The 15,590-nt window shown below is 39.2% G+C and carries 15 protein-coding genes; 6 read left to right on the top strand and 9 right to left on the bottom strand.

Going from position 1 to position 15,590, the window contains the following annotated elements; genetic code table 11:
- Positions 1-84 precede the first annotated feature (84 nt).
- Positions 85-402, top strand: a complete 318-nt coding sequence (locus ACO1DI_RS24955; protein WP_423145685.1) for an iron-sulfur cluster biosynthesis family protein — start codon at positions 85-87, stop codon at positions 400-402.
- 54 nt (positions 403-456) lie between these two features.
- Here the strand turns inward: ACO1DI_RS24955 and ACO1DI_RS24960 are convergent, their stop codons facing one another.
- The 4 genes from ACO1DI_RS24960 to nagE form a co-directional block, all read right to left on the bottom strand.
- Positions 457-774 carry a hypothetical protein gene (locus ACO1DI_RS24960; protein ID WP_140450283.1) on the bottom strand — a complete coding sequence of 106 codons (318 nt, stop codon included), beginning with the start codon at positions 772-774 and terminating at the stop codon, positions 457-459.
- 79 nt (positions 775-853) lie between these two features.
- Positions 854-1,228 carry a VOC family protein gene (locus ACO1DI_RS24965; RefSeq protein ID WP_226555877.1) on the bottom strand — a complete coding sequence of 125 codons (375 nt, stop codon included), beginning with the start codon at positions 1,226-1,228 and terminating at the stop codon, positions 854-856.
- Between the two features lie 131 nt (positions 1,229-1,359).
- Positions 1,360-2,079 carry a DUF554 domain-containing protein gene (locus ACO1DI_RS24970; protein WP_033579488.1) on the bottom strand — a complete coding sequence of 240 codons (720 nt, stop codon included), beginning with the start codon at positions 2,077-2,079 and terminating at the stop codon, positions 1,360-1,362.
- A 248-nt stretch (positions 2,080-2,327) separates the two neighbouring features.
- Positions 2,328-4,205, bottom strand: coding sequence for an N-acetylglucosamine-specific PTS transporter subunit IIBC (gene nagE / locus ACO1DI_RS24975; protein WP_115653303.1), 1,878 nt, complete (start codon positions 4,203-4,205; stop codon positions 2,328-2,330).
- A gap of 327 nt (positions 4,206-4,532) precedes the next feature.
- On the opposite strand from nagE, the gene nagA reads away from it, so the two are divergent.
- From nagA to ACO1DI_RS24995, 4 genes are read left to right on the top strand one after another with little or no spacing between them, the layout of a single operon-like run.
- Positions 4,533-5,717 carry an N-acetylglucosamine-6-phosphate deacetylase gene (nagA, locus tag ACO1DI_RS24980; protein WP_423145686.1) on the top strand — a complete coding sequence of 395 codons (1,185 nt, stop codon included), beginning with the start codon at positions 4,533-4,535 and terminating at the stop codon, positions 5,715-5,717.
- A 2-nt stretch (positions 5,718-5,719) separates the two neighbouring features.
- Positions 5,720-6,457 carry a glucosamine-6-phosphate deaminase gene (gene nagB / locus ACO1DI_RS24985; protein ID WP_140450280.1) on the top strand — a complete coding sequence of 246 codons (738 nt, stop codon included), beginning with the start codon at positions 5,720-5,722 and terminating at the stop codon, positions 6,455-6,457.
- Between the two features lie 57 nt (positions 6,458-6,514).
- Positions 6,515-7,240, top strand: a complete 726-nt coding sequence (locus tag ACO1DI_RS24990; protein ID WP_013055880.1) for a GntR family transcriptional regulator — start codon at positions 6,515-6,517, stop codon at positions 7,238-7,240.
- Positions 7,241-7,255: 15 nt separating this feature from the next.
- A complete protein-coding gene (locus tag ACO1DI_RS24995; RefSeq protein WP_014461150.1) occupies positions 7,256-7,981 on the top strand; it encodes an SIS domain-containing protein in 726 nt (241 codons plus the stop codon).
- 217 nt (positions 7,982-8,198) lie between these two features.
- Here the strand turns inward: ACO1DI_RS24995 and ACO1DI_RS25000 are convergent, their stop codons facing one another.
- The 4 genes from ACO1DI_RS25000 to ACO1DI_RS25015 all read right to left on the bottom strand — a co-directional run bounded on the left by ACO1DI_RS25000 (position 8,199) and on the right by ACO1DI_RS25015 (position 10,552).
- The gene (locus tag ACO1DI_RS25000) at positions 8,199-8,684 is read right to left on the bottom strand and encodes a hypothetical protein (RefSeq protein ID WP_182420779.1); all 486 of its coding nucleotides are present in this window, start codon (positions 8,682-8,684) and stop codon (positions 8,199-8,201) included.
- Positions 8,685-9,160: 476 nt separating this feature from the next.
- On the bottom strand, positions 9,161-9,619 hold the full coding sequence (locus ACO1DI_RS25005; RefSeq protein WP_423145687.1) for a GNAT family N-acetyltransferase: 459 nt from the start codon (positions 9,617-9,619) through the stop codon (positions 9,161-9,163).
- Position 9,620: 1 nt separating this feature from the next.
- Positions 9,621-9,899 (bottom strand): YesK-like family protein, encoded by a 279-nt coding sequence (locus tag ACO1DI_RS25010; protein ID WP_140450276.1) that lies wholly within the window; start codon positions 9,897-9,899, stop codon positions 9,621-9,623.
- 143 nt (positions 9,900-10,042) lie between these two features.
- A complete protein-coding gene (locus ACO1DI_RS25015) occupies positions 10,043-10,552 on the bottom strand; it encodes an SUKH-4 family immunity protein (RefSeq protein WP_223546654.1) in 510 nt (169 codons plus the stop codon).
- Positions 10,553-11,006: 454 nt separating this feature from the next.
- Between ACO1DI_RS25015 and ACO1DI_RS25020 the strand changes: the two genes are divergently transcribed.
- Positions 11,007-14,198: a S8 family peptidase gene (locus tag ACO1DI_RS25020; RefSeq protein WP_226701056.1), complete on the top strand. Its 3,192-nt coding sequence runs from the start codon at positions 11,007-11,009 to the stop codon at positions 14,196-14,198.
- Between the two features lie 39 nt (positions 14,199-14,237).
- Here ACO1DI_RS25020 and corA read toward each other — a convergent pair whose 3' ends face one another.
- On the bottom strand, positions 14,238-15,209 hold the full coding sequence (gene corA, locus ACO1DI_RS25025; RefSeq protein ID WP_013055874.1) for a magnesium/cobalt transporter CorA: 972 nt from the start codon (positions 15,207-15,209) through the stop codon (positions 14,238-14,240).
- Between the last annotated feature and the right edge of the window lie 381 nt (positions 15,210-15,590).

Below are 15,590 nucleotides of genomic sequence, written 5' to 3' on the forward strand. Positions count from 1 at the left end.
GCCGATGATGTAAACATCGCATACAGTATTCGTAAATACATTTTACACAATTTAATTTGAGGATAGAAAAAGGAGGATACAATCATGAATATACGCGTCACTCCTTCTGCAAAAGAAGCGTTGCAGAATGTGGAACAAAATCAAATGATTCAGCTTTCTTTTGATCGAGGAAGCTGCGATATTGTTAATACAATTTATGAAATGAAGATCATCTCAAAGCGCAGCCTTCAACCCTATGAAAAAGTTGTAACGGTTGAAGACTTAGAATTTATTGTTGACGATGACATGGAGGAAGTGTACAACAATGAGCTGGTGATTGATCATGCGGCAGGTGCTTTTGTCTTCAAAAATCACAACCAAATTTTTAATAATCGCGTAGGACTGCGCTATATCAATTCATAGAAAAAAGCAGGGAGCTCCCTGCTTTTTTTCTTGCATATGTTAGTACAATCGTTTTTATCGATTGACCTTCAATCGCTCTTGGATAAATAACAACACGTTCACAAGGCTATTTTCTTCATATACATTCACTTGCTGACGCTTAAATTCCCCTTGTTCGTGGTAGTAAATAATATCTCCCGTTCCTTTGTCTTCATTCATATGTAAATGAAAACTAAGCGGCGTTGCCAAAATAGATCCGTCTTCATCTCGCTGAAGAATTTGACAGAGCGTTTGATTCCCTTGTTTTTCAGATAAAAAGTCATAGCCAAATTGACGTGCTAACTTCTCCACTTGTGCAGCAATAATAGCTGTAATCTGTTGATTGTCTTTCATAAGCAGTATTTCTCCTTACTTCATCTCGTTAGGGTTTTCTTATTAGTATACTATACCTTAAACTTCTGGCGCTAACGACTTAACCTGTACAAATCATGACCACATGTCCATCCGGATCTTTTATAGTAAAAAACGAAAAATCCTCAAAAGAAGTAATCGGAGAATCAATCGTATAGTGCAGCTCTTTCACAAATTCATACGCTTCTTTAATATCTTCCGTATGGAAATTAAAAATTGGATGGAGACTAACCGCTATTTGTTTTTCTGTTCCTTCAGGACCCGCGTCTAGTGTTAACCCTGTTTCTCCATCAATTTTAAGATTATGAACGGGGTTCCTCACCTCGCTCATCTTGTATTCTTGATTCAATAACTCGCTGTACCATTTTACTGAAGACTTTAAATTGGATACGTGGATAAATACCGTATTCATTTTGTTGAAAACAGGACTCGGCATTTTTACCCTCCTTTTTGTTTTTCTGTTCATTCTATACCATTATCCACGTATCACTTTATACCTGCTACTCCCTTAACTTTTGCTCATATAGATACAAAAAAGCTTGCGAATGCTATCCACAAGCTTTTTCTTCATAAAAAATATGTATGCTGTACAACTACAATCACAACCGCAATTAAAATCGAAGGCAGTAAATTCGCAACTTTAATTTTAATAATTTCTAATAAATTAATTCCAATTGCTAAAATTAACACGCCGCCTACTCCTGTGACTTCGGCAATGATACTATTCATTAAATCTTGCGGCACAACCGCATTAATTTGCGTGGCAAATAGCGCAATGATGCCTTCGTACAGAAACACCGGCACCGCTGAGAAAATGACGCCTATTCCAAGCGTAGTCGTTAATAATAATGAGATAAATCCATCCATCACCGCTTTTGTAAACAATACGCTGTGATCACCGCGTATTCCGCTGTCTAATGCCCCGACAATCGCCATCGCTCCAATAACAAAGATCAACGTTCCTGTCACAAAGCCCTGTGACATACTAAATGTTTGCTTGTCGTTTTGCTGAGATTGAAATTTTCGTTCAATCATATTGCCTAAAAGGTTTAGCTTTTCATCTAAATCAATGAACTCACCAATAACCGCTCCAATGGCTAAGCTCAAAATTACAATTAAAAACTGATGACTTTTAAAGCCCATTTGCAAACCAAGGGTGATAACGGATAACCCCATCACTTGCATCACCGTCACGCTTACTTTCTCAGGAATGCGGTGAGCAAGCTTGCCCATTAATGTTCCTACAACAATCGCTAATCCATTTACCAAGGCTCCTATAATAAACATGCTGTCACCTTTACTGCGAATAATGCCGTTTCTTTTTTCATTTGTTCTACTTCCTCTCCGCTCCACACTAGCTGTATCAAACACACTAAATTTTAACACAAAATTCTCTCAATTATGAAGAAAAGAAAAAAGAGATTGAAACGTAACTAAATAGATTAAATCTACGTTCACCATCACAATAAAAAGATCCGAACGCTTCATCGTTCGGATCTTCTTTTAACTAGAACAGGTTTGTTCCAGCCTTTTTATTAAAATGTAATAACGTCTTTTGTACCTTGCTTTTGGTAGCCTGTTTTTAACAGCTTCACTTCTTTATCCGCTGGCAAGTTGGTAAATACAACCGGTGTCACAATAGACGGTGCATGCTTTTTAACATACTCTAAATCCACCTGTAAAAGCGGTGTTCCTTGTTGAACGCTGTCACCTTCTTGAACAAGCGCTTCGAATCCTTCTCCTTTTAAATTCACGGTATCTAATCCAACGTGAATCAGGATTTCAATTCCTTCTGCTGTTTTTAAGCCAATCGCATGTTTTGTTGGGAACACGGTCATGACTTCACCGTTAATCGGTGATACGAGCGTTCCTTCAATCGGTTCAATCGCAAAGCCGTCGCCCATCATCTTTTGTGAAAACACTTGATCTTCCACTTCACTAAGCGGCTTTACAACGCCTTCAAACGGTAACACAAACTCTGTGTGTGCATCTGTTTGAACAGCCTGTTGTTCAACAGGTGCAGCGGTTGACGCTGTACCGTATTTAACTAATTGATTCATTGCGTCTGCAACAAACTCTACTTCTGTTCCGACAATGACTTGAACATTTGTTTTGCTGAGCTTCATGATTCCTCTCGCTCCGTGACGCTTTAAGGCAGATTCGTTAATGTTGCCGGCATCAGCTACTTGTAAGCGAAGACGAGTCGCACAGTTATCAATTACGGTTAAGTTTTCTTTTCCGCCTAAATCTTCAATAAAATAAGACGCCATATCCACATATTTATCGCCTGTTGCCACAACCGTTTCGTTTGATGTGTCTACTTCTTCATCATCTTCACGTCCCGGTGTTTTTAAATTTAATGCTTTGATCAGCGTATAGAAAATGACAAAGTAAATGACTGCATATACAATTCCAATTCCCGCTAACAGCAGCGGTTTTTGTGAAATTCCATAGTTTAAGAAGAAATCAATGGCCCCTGCTGAAAATCCAAATCCAGCGTGAATACCAAGTGCAACGGCTAAAGCCATCGAAATTCCTGTTAAAACGGCATGAATAACGTATAATAGCGGTGCTACGAACATAAATAAAAATTCAATTGGTTCCGTAATTCCTGTTAAAAAAGATGTAACAGCAAGTCCAATTAACATACCGCTGACTTGTTTGCGCTTTTCTTTTTTAGCTGCTGCAATCATCGCAAGCGCAGCTGCCGGTAAACCAAACATCATAACCGGGAAGAATCCAGACATGAATGTTCCTGCCGTTGGATCTCCTTTAAAGAAGCGATTCAAATCTCCCGTTACGCCGTGATAGTCTCCGAACACAAACCATACTAAGCTGTTTAACACGTGATGCAGTCCAATTGGAATTAGTAGACGGTTTAAAAATCCGTATATACCTGCACCAAGCGCTCCTGCTCCTGTAATCCACGTTCCTAAGTTGTTAATTTGATCTTGAATCGGCGGCCAAATAACACCAAAGATTCCTGCGAGCGCAAGCATAACAACTGAAGTAATAATCGGTACAAACCGCTTTCCTGCAAAGAAGCCGAGCCACTCTGGGAGCTTAATCGCTGAGAAACGATTGTATAGTAAACCAGCCGTTACCCCTGAGACAATCCCTCCGAGTACACCCATGTTAATATCTTTATCAATAGCTACAGTCCCTTTTGTTAAAACAAAATAACCAACTACTCCGGCAAGTGCTGCTGCGCCGCTTCCATCTTTTGAAAGCCCTACAGCAATTCCGAGTGCAAACAGTAGTGCTAAATTCGCAAAAATCGCATCTCCGGCTTGAGCCATAAATGGAATATCTAATAAGTCCTTTTGACCCAAACGAAGAAGCAATGCCGCAGCAGGTAATACTGCGATTGGCAGCATAAGCGATTTACCAATACGTTGTAAAAAATTCAGCATGTTTCTATCCCCTTTGTATAACGTATTTAATCCGATGTTACGAGCAAGGATTTTCGTAACAATATTTATCGGATGACAAGTTACCGCATTCACCCCGGCCTATGATTACATCATCAGCTGAAATAAAGGCGGTTTTACTGCATGGACTCATACTAGCACACAAAATATATAGTTGTCTATACCAATTTTCTTTTTAAAAACCTTTCTATATCAACGTTAAAAGCCCTTACAAAACTTTCTAATTCACAAAAAAGAGTTAACTGGTCTAGACAACTATTCCAAAAAGCGTTACACTTAAATCAATACAACGAGCAAAGGAGTGTATGTATGGATACACATTCATCCATCATTATTTATAATGTAACCGTTTATAGTGAAAATCAGACATTAAAAAACGGGTATATTAAACTAACGAACAAGAAAATTACTGAAATCGGAGAGATCCATCAATACGTACGTCAAACGAAAGACCATGTAATTGAACTTTCTCCTTCCTATAAAGTTATTCCTGGTGCCATTGACGTGCATATTCATGGCGTTAACAATGCGGACGCTATGGACGGTACGGCAGAAGCATTAAAAACAATGGCGCGCACGCTTCCAAAAGAAGGTACAACAAGCTTTTTAGCAACTACTATGACGCAGTCGAATGAAGCGGTTGAAAAAGCACTTCGCAACGCGGGCGCTTATATCGAAGAGCAAACAAGCACCGATGCTGAAGTAGTTGGTATTCACTTAGAAGGTCCGTTTATTTCACCGAAACGTGCGGGCGCGCAGCCTCCTACTCACATTCAAGATCCGAATGTGGCACTATTTCAAGAGTGGCAAAAAGCAGCCGGAGGACATATTAAACTTGTTACATTAGCTCCGGAGCAGCCAAACGGCTTAGCGCTTACTTCTTATTTAAAAGAAACAAACGTCGTCGCTTCTATCGGCCACTCCGACAGCACATATGATCAAGTCGGTGAAGCTATTGAAGCAGGAGCTTCTCATATTACGCACTTATATAACGGCATGCGCGGTCTTCACCATAGAGAGCCCGGCGTATTGGGCGCCGCTTATTTGAGAAATGAATTATTTGTAGAGCTGATTACAGACGGCATCCACTGCCGACCTGAAATGGTCAAGCTTGCGTACGATCAAATCACAAGTGAACGCATGATTCTTATCACGGATTCTCTTCGTGCCAAATGGCTAAAAAACGGTACGTATGATTTAGGAGGACAGCCTGTTCACGTAAACGACACAACGGCTACCCTTGCAGATGGAACATTAGCGGGAAGCATCTTAAAGATGAACGATGCAATTAAAAACACGATGAGCTTTACGAACTGCTCATTAGAAGACATCGTAAAAATGACTGCTGAAAACCCAGCAAAACAGCTTAATCTGTTCGATACAAAAGGAAGCCTCAAAATTGGAAAAGATGCGGATATCGTGGTGTTAAATGAAAACCTAGATGTTGAAATGACATTTTGCCGAGGCACATTGAGCTTTCAAAAGGAGGACTAACAATGAATATCATCCAAGTGAAAAACTACAGTGAAATGAGTGCAAAAGCAGCTGATATGCTGATTAGCAAACTTCATGAAAAGCCAAATATGAATCTGGGACTTGCAACGGGAGGCACGCCGAAAGGATTATATGATCGTTTAATTCAAGATCATAAAGAGCACGGTACGTCTTACAAACACGTTACTTCCTTTAACTTAGATGAATATGTCGGAATGAAGCCGCAAGATCCAAACAGCTACCACTACTATATGGCAGATGCGTTATTTAATCACATTGATATTGACGTAAGCAACACACACGTTCCTAACGGCCTAGCTGATACGCCTGAAGAAGAATGCCGCCGCTACGATGAGATGATTCAAAATCACGGAGGCATTGACCTTCAGATTCTTGGAATCGGCCAAAACGGACATATTGGCTTTAACGAACCTGGTACGTCATTCAACTCTCCTACTCATATTGTGACATTAGAAGAGTCAACGCGAAAAGCGAATGCGCGCTACTTTAATTCTCTTGACGAAGTGCCTACTCAAGCTATTACAATGGGAATTGAGTCGATTATGAAAAGCAAAGAAATTTTACTACTTATCTCCGGTGAAGCCAAAGCAGAAGCGATGTATCAGCTGCTTAACGGAGAAATCACAGAAGAATTTCCTGCTTCTATTTTAAAGAAGCATCACAGTGTTACAATTATTGCGGACCAAGAAGCTTTAAGTAAAGTATCGACTATGGTTTAATTTATAGCCTCCTCGTCTCTTTTAGATGAGGGGGTTTACATAAAGGAGAGAAATCACGTGATTGATAAAAGCTCACCTCTTCCGATTTATTATCAAATTGAAGAACAGTTAAAAAAACAAATTGAAAACGGAGAGTTAAAACCAAATGATTCGCTTCCTTCTGAACGAGAGTTTGCAGAACGATTTGAAATCAGCAGAATGACCGTTCGCCAAGCAATTAACAATTTAGTAAACGACGGTTATTTATATCGTCAAAAAGGCCGTGGTACCTTTGTATCTGAAAAAAAACTTGAGCAGCAGCTCGTTGGATTAACGAGTTTTACAGAAGATATGAAAGCGCGCGGAATGGTGCCAAGCAGTAAATTGCTAAGTTTTGAAATCATTGCGGCTTCAGAAAAAATTGCCGAGCAGCTGCAAATTTCTCTTCATGCACCTGTTTATGAAATCAAGCGTATTCGTTTAGCTGACGACGTGCCAATGGCGCTCGAAAGCGTGTATGTATCGGCTAACTTAGTCAAAGGATTAACAGAATCCATTGTTAATGACTCTCTCTACCGCTATATTGAAGAAGAGCTCGGGCTGAAAATTGGCGAAGCCAATCAAACGTTAGAATCTATTTTAGCTTCTGAAACCGAAGTGAAGCATCTTGGAATCAGCTCATATTCACCCGTTCTATTAATTCAAAGAAATACGTATTTGCAAGACGGCACGCCGCTTGAAGTGGTGAAATCTTCGTACCGAGCAGACCGCTATAAGTTTACGATTAACATGACACGATCTTAACTAAGGAGTTTTTTTATGTCTAGTTTATATCTACAGGAACTAACAAAACTGCTTGCTAAAGTGGAGGCGCATGAACAGCAGGCAATGGAATCCGCAGCCGAGAAAATCTCACAGCAATTAGCTTCTCATCACCTCATTCATTTATTTGGGTGCGGTCATTCTCATATTTTAACGGAAGAAGTGTTTTACCGTTCTGGAGGGCTTGCGCCGATTCATCCTATTTTTGTAGAAGAACTGATGCTTCATAAAGGAGCTTCGCGCTCTTCACAGCTAGAGCGTAAAAACGACTATGCCTCCACCTTTATGGAAAAAGAAGATATCGTACCAGGAGATATCATGATTGTCATTTCTACATCGGGCGTAAATCCCGTTCCAATTGATGTAGCTTTGATTGCAAAAGAAAAAGGCGCCTTTGTTATCGGGCTTACCTCTCCTTCTTATGCCACGAGCCGGGCTTCGCGACATAAAAGCGGAAAATACCTACATGATGTCGTGGATCTTGTTATTAATAATCATATTCCAAAAGGAGACGTTCTTCTTCATCAGCAAGACATTTCCTTCGCTTCTGGTTCTACTGTAATTGGAGGCGCTATCTTAAACGATATCCTATCTAGAACCATTCAAAAACTGCTCAGCCGCGGCATCACGCCTCCTGTCTTTTTAAGCGGAAACATGGAAGGTTCAGATGAACATAACCAGCGGTTGATTGATGCTTACAAAGGAAGAATTACTGCCCTATAACAGCCCCTGCGGCTGTTTTTTTGCACAAAAAAAAAGATGCTTAAAAGCATCTCATCAAAGTCGGACTGTACGATTTGGACTAGATCTCCTCTTTATCAGTAGAAGTCTTGTTCACAGCACCATAACCTACTTATCCGACATAATTACTATGTTTAACATAAGTATACTCTTTTATACCTTAGGTGTCAAATAAGTTATAAGAAATTTCGTAGTGCATTCATTTAAAGATTTTTTTTCGGTAATGTTCCAGCTGGCTTTTAGCTTCTTTCATAATTGTTGTATGTATGATTTCATCCGTGATGTTAGAATAATTGTCTCCGTACTGATAGTCATCTATCATATCACTAATTTCAAGCCAACCTACTAACTCCCTCGGACAGTCGAGTTCAATGAACATGGTGTATAAGTGATCGGCTTCTGTTAGCGCCCTCTCTTCATGCTGCACAATTGTTTGAAGCCTAGTATAGATCAGGTAATCTGTACATTCCTGTTCACTCGGTTCCGATAAGGAAAGCTCTTTTAAAGTACGCTGAAAATAATCTTCTATTTCAAAGAGATTATAAGGTGGACGAAGAGAAACTAAAATAGAAAGAGATAAAGAATCCTGTTCATGTTCCAGCATAGAAAGTGCCCATGGTAAATAATGTTTTTCTGCTGTGACACTCTTTTGATAAATGTAATAAAAGAGCTCGCGTGTATCCATAGAACTCCTCCTCCCTTTTTCATGACGACACAATTTCAAATAGTTTACCATATCTATAAATTTTATCTACAGCTTTCTGCCAAAATTTTGTATAAAGTTTCCTGCCGCATCTCACAAAAAAGAACCTGCATCAAAACTGATGCAGGTTCTTCCCTTCATATCATCCTAATTATTTCATGTTCATTTGCCCTTGTGAGGCCCTTTCGCTACGTATATCGGTTCATAACGAGAGTGCCAATTGTCAGATCAGAATATCTGCTTTTCATGTGAGGTAATACGTTTGCTGAAGTTGCTGTTAAGTATTCCAAAACTAAACCAGTCCCTTCATGAAGCTAAGTATTTACCTTTCACAGTAGCCTTAGAAAAATTTCTATCGGCTCTGTACTATCTGTATACCACGTTTCAATTGAACTAAACTAAAAAATTCATTTTAATCAAAAAATTCTTACCATGGGGATAGAACCATTAACAGCGAATTACAAATGGAGCTTTAACCCTTCATGAGAAGCTGTGAACCCAAGCTTTTGATAAAAACGAAAAGCATCTGACCGTTCCTTGTCGGTTGTTAATTGTACTAACTGACAATTACGTTCTTTGGCTCGTTCAATCGCCCATGTAATCAGCTGATAGCCAACCCCTTTTCCACGCTGTGACGAAGCGGTTCGAACTCCTTCAATCGTGGCTCTCCACCCGCCTTGTCGTGCAATGTGGGGCGTAAAGGTTATTTGTTGAACACCTATTACTTCACTATCTTTACATGCGACAATCAGTTCATTGTTTGGATCCGCATCAATTGCCTGAAATGCTTGCACATAACAGTCTGGAAGCGGTAATTCGTAGCGTTCTCGTTTGCTTCCGAGCATATCATCAGCGAGCATTCCAACAATTTGATCTAAATCTTCCCGCACTGCTTCTCTAAAGGTTATCTCTCCCATTTCACACAGCACCTTTCCCTTGTCTATTTATGATATTAAAAAGAACACTGACGAACAAGCTCAGAATCGACGCCAAGAACAAAGCGACCGCTAAAGCACCAAGACCCATTCCTTCAAAGCCGCCAACTCCAAATATGCTATATAGAAATAGAAATATGCTTATTAGCATGCTGCTAAGTGAAATTCCATACTGCACGGGCGAGTTCTTTCTATAGAAGAAATACGACGCACCAAAAAGCAGCACAAAGAAAGCACCCATTAATCCAAATAAAGAAATCATTTACACCCTCCTCCCTCTTCAAAAAAGGAATTTATATCCATTATATACTATCATTTTTATTTATTCTATCTATATTAATAGCCCTGCAGCCACAACTAAATAGACATGACCAAAGCGGCCATGTCTATTTTTCTACTATATTATTAAAAAGAAAGTTCTTTGAACCAAAAAGAATAAGGGGCTAAGCAAGCTTCATCAATTTCATTCATACGTTTTTTGCATCGCTGCAGCACCTCAGCAGGAATGTGTCTCTCTAAGTATGCAGATTCTCCGTTAGCTTGAATCGTTTCTTCTACTAGCTCTTCAAACACATCTAAGCATGCTAAAAACTGCGGAAAAGTTGTATTAACAAAGCGCTCGCAGTCATCGTTGGACGTATCGAGCAGCACAACCGAACCGTTTTTTTGATGAAGACAAATTGGATCTCCAGCGCCTGTTGTTCCTAAAAACCAATAGTGCTGGTAGCGAGATGATAACTCAAATGTTTCGCATAGCGTTGTTAGCTTGCCTTTGGATGAAACGAACTCTAGAAATGGTGAAGCTTCTTTGGGCAATCCTTTTTCTGTTAGCAACTTCTTTGTCTCTTTATCAATATCAAGGGGTGCAAGCTGTTCGGCATCAAACTTCATTCGTTTTTCTTGTCGTTGCATCACATTTGACAACTTCTTTCACTCCTTTTCACCATTTGCTCTTTCTTTGCTTTTGTTTATTATAAAAGAAATCCAGCTCGTATTATATGCTACAAATGAACTTAATTAGACTGAAATTTTTTCCAATCTTTATTTATATAGCCCGATTCCCTCTTTATAAACACAGGTAAAAAGAAACCGCTCAGATTTTCTCCAACAGATTCTGCTTTTAAAAATAATTCTCATTCCCTTCTTTCCTTTTCAGCGTACTTTCGCCTCTGATAAACAGGCTCAATCTTTATTATTCCAATTTTTTCCACTTTTTGCAACTAGGACTTATCTCACCATTTCTTATACGAGATTAATAACTTGACAAAATACTAAAATAAGCAACAGTAATTATTTACAAGTTTTTAAACTTTATGGTTTAATAGGTATGTAATTCCTGTTTTTTACTATATTTTTTTGGAGGTTTAACATGAAAAAAGGGTCAATTTATCGTTTTATTGCTTTTGCTTTAATGTTCACCTTGTGTTTTAGCCAATTAGGCTTACTGAAAACACAAGCGGCAGGCAATCCTCCTGCTAATGAAAAAACATTAAGCATTGGTAAAGCAGCAAAAGGAACATTTACAGAACCAGAACAAACACATTGGTACAAAATTAATCCTTCTAAGCAAGAGGTAGCAAAGTTTTCACATTACAGAATTAAGCTTCAAAGTGATGATGAAGTAAATATCACGATTTACTCTAGTCTTGAAGATGCCAAAAACAACGTGGCATTTGACCGTTATATGGGATACTCTTACAAAGATGAGCCTGCTCAGCTAGATTTTCCAATCGCTTGGACAGGTCCTTATTATGTAAAGGTTGAATATTACGGAGATGAAGATATCATCATCGAAGACGATACAGAAGAAGATGGAAAAAAACCTTCTGAACCTCAACCGGAATTAAAAACAGAAGTTCCTTACACAATCAGCTATGAAGGCGCATCACTTCCTCCTTCTCAAATGATGGAAGAAGAATGCCCTGCTGAATTAAGTACAAGCCAAAAAGAAAACGGAAAAGGTATTTTAAAAGATTTGCGTACGATTCGTGACGCTGTGCTTTCAAAAACAGCAAGCGGAAAGGACCTTTCTTCTCTTTACTACAAAGCCGCTCCGTTTATCAGCTCTAAAATGATTATCGATAAATCGATGCGCGAACAAGTATACAAAGATTTAGTTCAGCTAAAGGGTCTATTTACAGATGTGGCGAAAAACGGCGCATCAAGCACATATATGATCACAAGTGCTGATCAAAAAGCAATCAATGATTTATACAGCATCGCTTATAAATCTGTTCCGACTGCTTTAAAGAAAGATTTAGAAAAAGTAGCAGCGCAGACAAAATTAAAAGACGTAACGGACTTAAACGTATCGTCTGTATTAGTAAGAGCTAAATTAGTCAGCGCAAACAGCGTTTCAACAAAAGCTGAAACTCGCTATATTGTTAAATTAAAAGATGGTGCAAATGCTAAATCATTTAAAACAAAAGCACAGTCAAAATCAGCAAGCATTGAATCTATTAATCCATTGAAACAATCAGCCGCTTCTTTTGATAATATGTTTGTTATTCAATTAGATGACAGCAATGGAAAAAGCTTCAGCACGTCATCTGCTCAAGGTAAAATGACGGCAAAACAAATTCAAGCACTTCCTGAAACTGAATTTATCGAGCCGGTTCAAGAGTACCACGCTCTTTCGATGGATTCACAATATCCGTATCAATGGTCATTAAACAACACGGGTAAAAATGATGGCACTCAACATGCCGATATTCAATATGAATCGCTTGAAAAATTACTAAACGGTCAAAAATTAAAAGATACGGTTATTGCCGTTGCCGATACGGGCGTCGATTCATCACTAGCTGATTTAAAAGGCGTAGTGGATACAAAGACAGGCTATAACTACGTGGATCGTTCGTCAAATGCAACTGACGACAACGGACACGGAACTCACGTAGCTGGTATTATCGCAGCCTCTGCAAATAATAACTATTCAATGGCCGGCATTAATTCTCACGCTAAAATTTTACCGGTTAAAATTCTAGACGCATCTGGAAGCGGAGATACAGAACAAATTGCGTACGGTATTAAATACGCGGTTGATCACGGTGCAAAAGTTATTAACTTAAGCCTTGGCGGATCTTACAGCCGCGTGCTTGAATATTCATTAAAATATGCATACGACCATAACGTAACGGTTGTAGCAGCAAGCGGAAACGACGGTATGGAAGAGCTCTCGTACCCTGCTTCATCTGCCTATGCGATTTCAGTAGGCGCATCAAACCGTTTAGATATCGTATCTGACTACTCAAACTATGGAAAAGGATTAGATATTACAGCTCCAGGCTCTGATATTCCAAGTCTTGTTCCAGACGGAAACGTTACTTATTTAAGCGGAACATCAATGGCAACACCTCACGTGGCAGCCGTTGCGGGATTATTGCTATCACAAAACCCAGGCTTAAAGCCAAAAGACGTTGAAAAACGCCTAACGGATACAGCTAAAGATATTAAATTCGATGAAAAAGATGCTCCTGTATACGATGACGAAGAAAGTCCAGCAGAACCTCCTGCTCCAGGCTACGATTACGTATCAGGATGGGGACGTTTAAATGCGTACAGCGCGGTAAGTGCACAGCAGCTGCAAGCGCAGGTAAATACATTTGTCAGCACGCAAAAAACAGTAACAGGTAAAGCTCAAAGCGGTTCAACTGTTAAAGTAATGAACGGCTCAAAAACACTTGGCACAGCCAAAGCTGATGCAAAAAATACGTTCTCTATGAACATTCCAGCTCAAAAAGCTGATACCGTTTTACAAGTGGTTGTAACAAACGGTAAAGCAAGTACAAGCATTCGTGCAGTTGTTCAAAAAGCACCTGCCAAACCAGCCTTAAAAGCCGTAACGAATAAAGATGAGTATGTAACAGGAACGTCTAAAGCGAATTTTACTGTAAATGTTAAAAACAGCGCCAAAAAAGTGATTGCTTCAGCAAAAGCTGACGCAAAAGGCGCGTTCAAAGTAAAAATTCCAAAACAAAAAGAAAACACAGTCTTGTACATCACAGCTACAAATAGCCAAAAACAAGAAAGTGAAGAAGTAAAAGTAACGGTGCGTGACGTTATTGCTCCAAATGCACCTAAAGTGAATCCAGTCAGCGACGCGGATACAGCTATTAAAGGAACAACAGAAGCAAACGCGTCCGTTGTAGCGAAAGTAAACAATAAAGAAATTGGCAAAGCAAAAGCCAATGCAAAAGGTCAGTACAGCATTGCCATTAAAAAACAAAAAGCAGGTACAGCAATCAGCGTAACAGCAGCAGACGCAGCCAACAACACAAGTAAAGCTACGACTGTAAAAGTAAGCGATAAAACACCCCCTGCTGCACCAAGCGTAAATGCTGTCACAACAAAAAGCACGGCTGTAACGGGTAAAGCAGAAGCAAATTCTACCGTAACAGTAACAGTAAACAAAAAAAGCATTGGCTCTGCTGCTGCTAACAGCAAAGGACAATACTCAGTAAAAATTAAAAAGCAAAAAGAAAAAACAGTTTTAAGCGTAACAGCAAAAGACAAAGCAAATAATACGAGTAAAGCAACAACAAAAACGGTGACAAAATAAAGAAAAAAGGCGCTTGGCTTATGGCCAAGTGCCTTTTTGTTATAACAGCTGTTTGTTTTTAAAGTATTTCCACATTCCCCACGTTAACACAATTAACATAACGATAATAACAGCAGTAGCCCAGTGGGAATTTTGATATGGAATCGGTACGTTCATCCCGAAAAATCCGGTTACGAACGTTAGCGGAAGCATAATCGTTGAAATTAACGTTAAGACATTCAGCTTTTCAGATGAAGTTGCATTGGTAATAGAATAATACGTATCAAGTGCACTGTTTACGAGGTCTCTAAACGTTTCGGCAGAGTCTACAATACGCTCTAAGTGGTCAAGCAAATCAATGTAGAAAGGAACATTTTCTTCTCGTATGTCGAATTTCCACTTTCCATTAACCGTTAAGAAAATTCGGCGCTGAGGCAGAATAACGCGCCGGATTAAGATAATCGTTCTTTTTAAAGCCAAGAACTCTTCCGTCACTCCGCGCACTTCTTTGTTGTAGATCTCATCTTCTAATTCATCAATACGCATGTCAATTCGGTCTAAAATCGGAAAGTATTCGTCCGTGATGCCATCAATCAAAGCATATAGTAAAAAGTCGGCGCCGCGGTTCATAAACTTCGGATAGCGTGAGCACACGGCATCCATTTTGCGAAGCCAGCCCATTTTATGTTTATGAATCGTCACTACGTAATTTGATCCGACAAAGGCATTTAACTCAAGCGTCGTAATCTCGTCATCACTTTCTTCGTTATAGCGAAGCGCGTGAAAAACGAAAAATTTATAATCTTCGTAATCATCCATTTTAGCGCGAGGACTGTCGTGTAAGCAGTCTTCAATCGCCAATGGGTGAAAATCGAATAATTTAGCAATTTGAGCAAGCTCTTGTCCGTGGACATCATACAAATCAATCCACAGCAAATTATCAGGATTGCGCAATTTCTCATGCACGTCTCCTAAATCAAGATTCGTTACCATTTCTTTTGTTTCATCATCATATAAGTATGTTTTAATCATTGATTTTTCACCTCACATCATTGAGGCATTAAGGAGTATTTTCCTTTGTTGAAATGAGAGGAACATATACACCTTTGTTGCCCCTATCTTGTTTTGCAGTAACCTTCATCGAAATGGGGTCATCAGTGCCCATTCATCTCACCTCCTAATTAGTTGAAGGAACGCTGACTTGTAATACAGCTACTTCACAAAGTTTAATTTTAACATACAATCCAACTCTAGCGTAGCGCTTTTTTCAAAACCTTTTCCTCTCTATTTAAAGTTTCAAACAAAACTTCCGATACTATAAAAGCAAGTTATTATACCCTTATTTTATAAAAACCCTACTAGTGTATCCACTATTTAATAATACAATAGTACTTACAAACAGTAACCACTACC

This window comes from Priestia sp. 40, from assembly GCF_049368575.1.
GTDB classification, from domain to species: domain Bacteria; phylum Bacillota; class Bacilli; order Bacillales; family Bacillaceae_H; genus Priestia; species Priestia zanthoxyli.